This window comes from Erythrobacter colymbi (assembly GCF_002155685.1).
In the GTDB taxonomy this organism is placed as follows: domain Bacteria; phylum Pseudomonadota; class Alphaproteobacteria; order Sphingomonadales; family Sphingomonadaceae; genus Erythrobacter; species Erythrobacter colymbi.
Window position 1 is genome coordinate 1 of the sequence record NZ_MUYK01000018.1, and the last position, 9064, is coordinate 9064.

Annotated in this window: 6 protein-coding genes, 1 pseudogene and 2 riboswitches; all 7 genes and pseudogenes read left to right on the plus strand. The window is 61.3% G+C overall.

The genetic code is table 11. The features are described from left to right. Positions 1-1213, plus strand: a pseudogene (locus BZF57_RS18115) (IS3 family transposase); the annotation flags it as partial. Positions 1214-1477: 264 nt separating this feature from the next. Then, a riboswitch (cobalamin riboswitch) is annotated at positions 1478-1720 on the plus strand. 215 nt (positions 1721-1935) lie between these two features. Further along, on the plus strand, positions 1936-3879 hold the full coding sequence (locus tag BZF57_RS18120; protein ID WP_086740664.1) for a TonB-dependent receptor plug domain-containing protein: 1944 nt from the start codon (positions 1936-1938) through the stop codon (positions 3877-3879). Between the two features lie 113 nt (positions 3880-3992). Beyond that, entirely contained in the window at positions 3993-4784 is a 792-nt protein-coding gene (locus tag BZF57_RS18125) for an ABC transporter substrate-binding protein (protein ID WP_160328032.1), read from the plus strand. After that, complete coding sequence (locus BZF57_RS18130) at positions 4781-5767, plus strand: FecCD family ABC transporter permease (RefSeq protein ID WP_039330624.1); 987 nt, start codon at positions 4781-4783, stop codon at positions 5765-5767. The genes BZF57_RS18125 and BZF57_RS18130 overlap by 4 nt, the downstream gene beginning before the upstream one ends. After that, a complete protein-coding gene (locus BZF57_RS18135; protein WP_052241777.1) occupies positions 5764-6546 on the plus strand; it encodes an ABC transporter ATP-binding protein in 783 nt (260 codons plus the stop codon). The genes BZF57_RS18130 and BZF57_RS18135 overlap by 4 nt, the downstream gene beginning before the upstream one ends. Further along, positions 6543-7523, plus strand: coding sequence for a DUF6925 family protein (locus BZF57_RS18140; protein ID WP_052241778.1), 981 nt, complete (start codon positions 6543-6545; stop codon positions 7521-7523). Before BZF57_RS18135 ends, BZF57_RS18140 begins: the two co-directional genes overlap by 4 nt. Before the next feature lie 89 nt (positions 7524-7612). Further along, positions 7613-7843: riboswitch (cobalamin riboswitch) on the plus strand. A gap of 181 nt (positions 7844-8024) precedes the next feature. After that, positions 8025-9062, plus strand: coding sequence for a cobalamin biosynthesis protein CobW (gene cobW, locus BZF57_RS18145; RefSeq protein WP_039330625.1), 1038 nt, complete (start codon positions 8025-8027; stop codon positions 9060-9062). Positions 9063-9064: the final 2 nt, after the last annotated feature.

Genomic DNA, 9064 nt, shown 5'->3' on the forward strand with positions numbered 1-9064 from the left:
CAGAGCTGTGCCGCAAGGAAGGCATCGCCCAGAGCCTGTATTACACTTGGTCGAAGGAGTTTATGGAAGCAGGTAAGCGCCGGTTGGCCGGTGATACCGCCCGTGCCGCGACCACTGGCGAGGTGCAGGATCTGCGCCGCGAAGCCCGCGCCCTGAAGGAATGCGTGGCCGACCTGACGCTGGAAAACCGTTTGCTCAAAAAAAGCATGATCGCGGATGGGGGCGACGAAGAATGAGGTATCCCGCATCCGAGAAGCTCGAGATCATCAGGATCGTCGAGCAGTCCCACCTGCCTGCCAAGCGAACGCTGGACCAACTCGGCATCGCCCGGCGGACGTTCTACCGCTGGTATGACCGCTACCTCGCAGGCGGCCCGGAGGCGTTGGCGGATCGGCCATCGGCTCCAGGCCGGGTGTGGAACCGGATCGCGCCCGAGGTGCAGGACCAGATCGTCGAAATGGCGCTGGAGCAGTCCGAGCTGTCACCGCGCGAACTGGCGGTGCGATTTACCGATGAGCGCCAATACTTTGTGTCCGAAGCTACGGTTTACCGCCTGCTCAAGGCCCACGATCTGATCACCAGCCCGGCATACGTCGTGGTGAAAGCGGCTGATGCGTTCCATACCAAGACGACCCGGCCGAACGAGATGTGGCAGACCGATTTTACCTACTTCAAGATCATCGGGTGGGGCTGGATGTATCTCTCCACCGTGCTCGACGACTTCTCGCGCTACATCATCGCCTGGAAGTTGTGCACCAACATGCGGGCCGAGGATGTGACCGACACGCTGGATGTAGCGTTGGTCGCATCCGGATGCGACAGCGCCACGGTGTTGCACAAGCCCCGGCTGCTCAGCGACAATGGTCCCAGCTACATCGCGGGCGAACTGGCTGAATACATCGAGGCCAACAAGATGAGCCACGTGCGCGGCGCCCCGATGCACCCCCAGACCCAGGGCAAGATCGAGCGCTGGCACCAGACCCTTAAAAACCGCATCCTGCTCGAGAACTACTTCCTGCCCGGCGACCTTGAGGCCCAGATCGAGACCTTCGTCGAGCACTACAACCACCGCCGATACCACGAGAGCCTAAACAACGTGACGCCCGCAGACGCCTACTTCGGCAGGGCACCAGCCATCATCAAACAACGCGAAAGGATCAAGCGACAGACCATTGAACATCGGCGCTTGCAACACCGTAAGCTCGCCGCCTAAAACCCAACAACAGACGAGGCCCGCACTCCGCTAATTTACGCCGCGACCTGTGCCAAATGTTCTGACGACGGACATTCCGGGACATCCAAAATACGCCGAGGGGACAACCTCATTTCGCTCGCGACCTATAATGTGGATGCGGTGGAACGGTTGCTTGAAAACCCTGCCATCGTTGAGGCTTGGCGTCGTTCCGATGTCAGTCGTTAAGGGATTGGCTTTCGGGCGACTTTCGACTAGTGGATCAACGTCAACGGTTGAAGACCGTTGTCAACAGATCGCGCCGGTGCCCGAGAGGGCTTAATTCGGGAACACGGTGAGGACCGGCTTTTGCTGATCCGAATCCGAGGCTGTCCCTGCAACTGTAAGCGGCGAGCGCGATGCACATCGCTTCCCCCTTCGGGCGGAAGCAGCCACTGGGCCTCACGTTGAATCCAGCGTGGCCTGGGAAGGCCGTGCATCAAGCTATGACCCGCGAGCCAGGAGACCTGCCGGCGTTTGGTCGCTCTTGCTGCGGTCCAGGGGATGGCCATGGCACGGTAACCTCCGTCTGAGCGACGAACCATTGCGGCTGGGGCCGCAGGGTTGGTCCTGCGCGGGTGAATTGTGCCCATTCGCGTTGGCCTGGCCGACCGTTCGTGCGCTCTCCCGACTCGCCTCGGGAGTTGATGGATCCGGTTGCCCCTTTTTGTCGCGCAGTTGCTCGGCACCAGGGGGGTATCCCGATGAAGAAACCTGTTCTCGTATCCACGTTTGCGCTGGCGCTAGCCAGCTGCCCGGCCTTCGCGCAGTCGAACCCGGGACAGCCTACAACCAATGACAGCGGCGAAACCATTGTCGTGACGGCGTCGCGGTCCGGTGAGGCCGTGGCCGTAAACAAGCTCGGTGCGTCAGTGACGGTACTGGACAGCGAAGCGTTGGAGCAGCGCCAGACCCGGATTGTTTCGGACATTCTGCGCGATGTGCCGGGCGTTGCCGTTAGCCGCACCGGCGCTGTTGGCGGCCTCACCCAGCTCCGGCTTCGCGGCTCCGAGGGCAACCACGTGCTCGTTCTGATTGACGGTATAGAAGCTTCGGACCCGTATTTTGGCGAGTTCGATTTCGCCACTCTCATTGCCGATCCAGAAGCCCGCGTTGAAGTCCTGCGCGGGCAGCAGTCCTCGCTTTACGGTTCGGACGCGATCGGCGGCGTTATCCAGTATCTGACATTGACCGGTAAGGAGGCTCCGGGGGTCAGCTTGCGCGCAGAGGGCGGCAGCTTCAACACCTTCACCGGAAGCGCGCGTGCGGCCGGAGTGTCTGGCAATCTCGATTATGCCGTCTCTGGCGCTTACTATCACACCGGCGGCTATCCCACGGCACGAAATGGCAGCAGGGATGTCGGCTCCGACATCGCAGGCCTTTCGGCCAAGCTCATCTGGTCACCGTCCGAAACCTTCAAACTGACCGGCGTTGCCCGCTACAGCTTCACGGAAGCCGAGACCAACAACAGCGAGAACAATCCGGCGAGCCCGCTCTTCGGATTCACCGTCGACAGCCCCGGCGTATTCTTCCGAAACAAGGCCTTCTATGGTCTTGTGAGAGCTGAACTGATCGGACTCGACGGACGCTGGACGAACGCGGTGACAGGGCAAGTCGCCTTGAGCGAGCGCAAGGGCTTCGACGCTGCGGGCTTCGATTACGGCAACAAGGGTAACCGCTACAAAGGCTCGTTTGAATCGAGCCTGCGGCTGGGCACCGACGCCATCCGGCATCGTCTGACCGCCGCAATCGACGTCGAGCGCGAAGAATTCCAGAACACCACACCGTCATCCTTCGCGTTTCAGGGAAAAAGATCGACCGACAATGTCGGGATTGTCGGGCAGTATGAACTGCTGATCAACGACGCATTCTCTTTTGGTGCATCGATCCGCCATGACGAAAATGATCGCTTTGATGACCCCACAACTTGGCGGGTTCAAGGCAGTTATTCGCTCCCGACTGGTACCCGTGTTCGCGGTGCCTATGGAACGGGGGTCAAGAATCCGGGCTATTTCGAGCTCTATGGATTTTCCGATGGCCGCTATATTGGCAACCCTAACCTGAGGCCCGAGAAGTCGGAAGGGTGGGAAGCCGGCATCGAGCAAAGCTTCAGCGATGGCAAGGCCACCATAAGCGCGACCTATTTCGATAGCCGCCTGAAGGACGAAATTTTCACGACCTTCCCCGCTCCGACCTTCATAGCGACGCCATCAAACCGTGCAACTTTGTCGAAACAGCATGGCATTGAGGTGGCCCTTGCCGCCCGTCCAATTCCCCAGATCAGGCTGGACGCCGCCTACACATGGCTTCATGCGCGAGAAAACGGCACAGTCGAGGTGCGTCGCCCCAAGCATATCGGCAGTTTCAACGCGACAGTGTTCAGCAAGGATGAGCGCTTTTCGGGTACGTTGACAGTGCGCTACAACGGGCGTCAGACCGATGTCGCGTTTACAAATCCAAGCTTCATTCCGGTGCGCGTGTCCCTGAGGGAATATGTACTGGTTAACCTGAATGCCGAATACAAGTTGCGCCCCAACATTTCGTTGTTTGCGCGCGTAGAAAACCTCATCAACGAGCAATACGAAGAGGTGTTCAGTTTCGCCACTCCGGGCCGCGCAGGCTATGGTGGCGTTCGCGTCCGCTTCTGATGTTCCGCAAGGCGCTCTGCCTCCTTTGGATGATCTCCGTGCTTCCGGCTCTGGCCGGTTGCACGGAGCCGTCTGGTAGTCGCAGCCAGGCGGCAGCAAAGCCAGTCCATGTCATGTCGATGAACCAGTGCACGGATCAGCTTGTCCTGGCATTGCTGCCACCTGAGCGGATCGCGTCGGTCACTTGGCTGTCGCGCGATCCCGACGGCTCCCTCATGTTCCGCGAGGCTGCGCGTGTCGACATCAACCATGGAATGTCGGAGGAGGTCCTGCGCCAGAAGCCGGACCTGGTTATTGCCGGGGCATTTACGACGCCGGCAACACGCGGACTGCTTAAGCGATTAGGGTTTCCAATGATCGAGGTCGATCATGCGGAAACCTACGAAGATATCCGCAAGATAACCCGACAGGTCGCCAAGGCAGTAGGAGAGCCCGCTCGCGGCGAGGAATTGATCGCAAAAATGGACCGCCAACTGGCCGACCTTGCGCGCGATCCGGGCCCGCCGCTACGAGTGGCTGCGTGGGATGGTGCTGGCTTCAATGCAAGCACGGGGTCTCTCTATGACACTGTGCTCAAGACAGCCGGTGCGACCAATGTTGCCAACACACTGCAGAAGAGCAGCTACGGCAAACCGGATATCGAAATCCTGCTCCTTTCTGCTCCGTCCCTGCTGGTGAAAGGCGCCGGGGTAGGTCGCCGCCCGGGGCTTCGCGAAAACGTCGAGCGACACCCTCTAATCCGTCGCTACTGGGACGGTGACCGTACGCTGACGATCCGACAGGCGTACTACGTTTGCGGAACGCCGATGGTGACGGAAGCCGCGATGCAGTTGCGCAACGAACTTCGTTCAGCGGCTCTCCATGCCCGCTCTCCCCTTCCCTTTGCCGGTGGGAAATCGCTATGACCCGGTGGCTTGTTCCCATGCTGGTCAGTTGTCTGCTCGCCAGCGCTTTCGCTTCGGTGCTGGCTGGCTCCGTCTGGTTGACACCACGCGAAGCGTTTCAGGCGCTGGCTTTCGATCATGCGGATCTGGCTGGCCAGATCGTCACCCAGATCCGCCTGCCACGGGTTGTCCTTTCGATGGCCATCGGTGGCATCCTTGGCCTCTCGGGTGCCGTCATGCAGGGGCTGTTGCGAAACCCGCTGGCTGACCCCGGCCTGCTGGGCGTTTCGGCAGGTGCCTCGCTCGGTGCGGTCATCGCCATCTATTTCGGCTTTGCCGCCAGTTTTACCCTTGCCGCTCCGCTGTTTGGTCTGACAGGTGCATTCGTCACCACAGGCATTGCCTTCATCCTTGCGCGGGGAGGCGGTACCCTATCGCTCATCCTGGCCGGGGCAGCAGTCAGCAGCATAGCCAGTGCAGGCGTCAGTCTGGCGCTCAACCTCTCCCCCAATCCTTATGCCGCTTACGAGATCATGACCTGGCTGATGGGTTCGCTTGCCGATCGAAGCTGGGATCATGTCCGCCTTGCCACACCCTTTATCCTTGCCGGGGGTACGATGCTTCTGCTGACGGGCCGAGCTCTGGATGCTCTTGCATTGGGTGAAGCGCAGGCTGAAAGCCTGGGGATTGCGGTTTCACGAACGCGCATGCTGGCGCTGATCGGTACGGCCCTTGGCGTCGGAGGCGCAACCGCCGTATCCGGAACGATCGGTTTCGTAGGCCTGATTGCGCCTCACCTTGTCCGGCCTCTGGTCGCCCATCGTCCAGGCAAGGTGCTCATCCCGGCCATGCTGGTTGGAGCCGTTCTGGTAACCCTCGCCGACATCGCGTCGCGCACATTGGTATTCCGGGGCATGCCGCTAAATCTCGGGGTGTTCATCAGCCTGATCGGGGCACCGTTCTTCCTGTGGCTGGTCCTTCATGTCCGGAGACGCACCGCATGAGCGCGCTGCACTTTCATGGTGTTTCGGCGCGCCGGGGGCAGCGTCTGGTCCTTGACGGGATATCGGCGCGTGTTCCATCGGGCCATCTGACTGCTGTGATCGGCCCCAATGGCGCCGGCAAGAGCACCTTGCTGGACATCACATCGGGCCTCAAACGCCCGGTGCAAGGTTCGGTCGAACTCGATGGCAAGGACCTCCACCGCCTTGGCCGCCGGGAACTTGCCAAGTTGCGTGCCTATCTGCCGCAACGTGCGGGGGTTGATTGGCCGATCACCGTAGAGCGCGTGGTTGCGCTCGGGCTGACTCCGGCGCTGCCAGCATTCGGCACCATACCGTCCGCTCTGCTTCCCGCCATCGACGATGCACTGCTCGCCTGCGATCTGCTGGGTTTGCGGGATCGGCCAGCCACGCAATTGTCGGGTGGCGAACTGGCGCGGGCAATGCTGGCCCGCGCGATTGTCGGCGATCCAGCGCTTCTGATCGTTGATGAACCAACCGCGGGTCTGGATCCACGCCATGCCATCGATGCCGTCCAGCGTCTCAAGGCCCGGACCACGGCCGGGTGCACGGTTGTCATGGCGATCCACGATCTTGATCTGGCCTTGGCCTTCGCGGACTCGATCCTCGCAATCCGCGATGGGCGATTGCTTGCACACGGTCCGACGCACGAAGTCGTCACCGAAAGCCTACTCACCTCGCTCTATGACGTTCCGGTCCGGTTATCTCGTGACGGGGACGGCATTTCCGTCCGCTTTCTCAAGTCCGGGGTATCATCATGAACCAGATTTCCTTTGACGAACTGGCACGTCTCGCGTGCGACCCTGGCCATGGCTGGAGCATCGGCACATTCGGTGCGATCGGCGAATTCATTCGCGACGAGGATGAGCCGGCCACGGTTCAAAACGACCGCGACAATATCGAAATCGTGACCGCTCGCGGTGCCTTGCGGATCAGGCATTCGGATAGCTTTGAATGCCTTGCCTGGGATAGCCTGTCCTCTGATGGCGAAAGCTGGGGTCATGCAATGGCGCTCTGCGCGCCTCTGACTGGTTCGGTCGATCGGGCTGTCGTATCTTTGGGCGCCGATACCGACGCCATTCGCAGGGAAGACCAGTCGAGCCGCCTGTTCGACATGGGCGTTTGTAACGGCACCATAAGGATGTGCGCCCGCACTGACGACGAAGCGCTGATCGGGGCTCTCGAGGCTCTTGAAGGTCAGGACCTGCTGTCTTCGCCAACAGTCATGGCCGAGGTTCTGCGTGCGCAGCCCCACCGGGTCATGCTCTCGCCTGCCGGACGGATCGAAGTCTTCCAACCGATTCCGCCTCCGGATGGGAAATCGCCGGAAGGCCCGCACACCCATCTGCTTGCCAAGCTTATCGGGAAGGGTCGGCCACATGGCGCCAACGTCCCCATTCCGGATGGCTATCAGTCGATCCTGAACATTCACCCTCGCTCACCTTGGCGGAACGCACTGGGTGAACGGCACGATTTCGTGCCCGATACGGACACCGCCTTTTCACCTATGCTTGAACGCTTTGGCCTTGATCAGGATCGTGCCGTGGACGCACATATCCGCACCGCTGTGGCTGAAGGCGCAAACCCTGAATTCTTTGATTGGCCCGACACACGGCGGGGCCGAACGAAAGCCCGCATCGTCCTGCGCCGTCTTGCCGCTGCCGGTCACGAGCACGTGGGTCCCTGGCGCGTCTGGTTCGACCGCGCTCCCGTTGAAACCGATGAAACGGAACAGTGAGGTTGCGCCTGCAATTTCAGCGCGAACTTTGATTGGCATGATCGAAGTTTGGGTCTAGAGATATTCAATGATGATGCGGGTTTGCCCGTGCCATCGATGATCGCGCCGGTGCCCCCAACGGGGCTTAATCGGGAATGCGGTGCGGGAGCGTAGCTCCCAAATCCGCGGCTGTCCCTGCAACTGTAAGCGGATAGCGCGATGCACATTTTTCCTGCGCGTGCAGGAAAAGCCACTGGACCGCGCATGAACGCGCATCTGGGAAGGCGTGCATCAAGCTGTGACCCGCGAGCCAGGAGACCTGCCGGCGCTCTGGTCGCTCTTGCCCGGGTCCAGGGGATGGCCAAGGCACGGTACTCTTCCGTCTGAGCGACGAAGCTGTGCGGCTGGGGCTGCACGGCCGCGTGGTTTCGGGCGTCTGTCGCGCCAGCCCGTTGTCGCGCGCCGACCGGACCTGTCCGGCAAGCCCTGCCCGGTGTCGCTCTGGCGCGCGGAGGAACTGCCATGTCGGACCTGTCAAAGGTACCCGTCACGATCATCACCGGCTTTCTGGGTGCCGGTAAGACCACGCTGATCAGCCACCTGATCCGCAACGCTGGCGGACGCCGATTGGCTGTGGTCGTCAATGAATTCGGTACTCTGGGGGTGGATGGGGACATCCTACAATCCTGCGCCATTCCCGATTGCCCGGCGGAAAACATCGTCGAACTGGCCAACGGCTGCATCTGCTGCACCGTGGCGGACGATTTCATTCCCACCGTAGAGCGCCTGCTCGCGCTTGATCCGCGCCCTGACCATATCCTGATCGAGACATCAGGGCTGGCCCTGCCCAAGCCCTTGCTCAAGGCCTTCGACTGGCCGGCAATCCGCAGTCGCATCACGGTGGATGGCGTCCTTGCGCTGGCCGATGCCGAAGCGGTTGCTGCCGGACGGTTTGCCCCCGATCTTGCAGCGCTGGAGGCCCAGCGCGCCGCAGACCCGGGGATCGACCACGAAACCCCGCTGTCCGAAGTCTTCGAGGACCAGCTTGCCTGCGCCGATCTCGTTTTGCTGACCAAGGTTGATCTGGCCGGACCTGACGGAGTCGCTGCCGCAAGGGCAGCCATTGCGGCCGAAGCACCCCGCCCCGTGCCTGTGATCGAGATAGCCGAAGGGATTGTCGACCCTCGCGTGATCCTTGGACTTGGAGCTGCCGCCGAAGACGATATCGCTGCCCGGCCCTCGCATCACGACAATGAGGATGATCACGAGCACGACGATTTCGACAGCACCGTCATCGCGCTCGGCGAGATTGCCGATCCCGCCGATTTGGTGGCGCGTATCGAAACGCTCGCCCGCGACCATCGCATCCTGCGGGTAAAAGGCTACGCTGCCGTGACTGGCAAGCCCTTGCGCCTCTTGGTGCAGGCCGTCGGGTCGAGGGTTCGTCACCAGTACGACCGCCCATGGCGCCCCGATGAGCGGCGCCAGACCACCCTGGTCGCCATCGCCGAGCATGACGATATCGACGAGCCTGCCATTCGCGCGGTGCTGGCAGGCTAAGC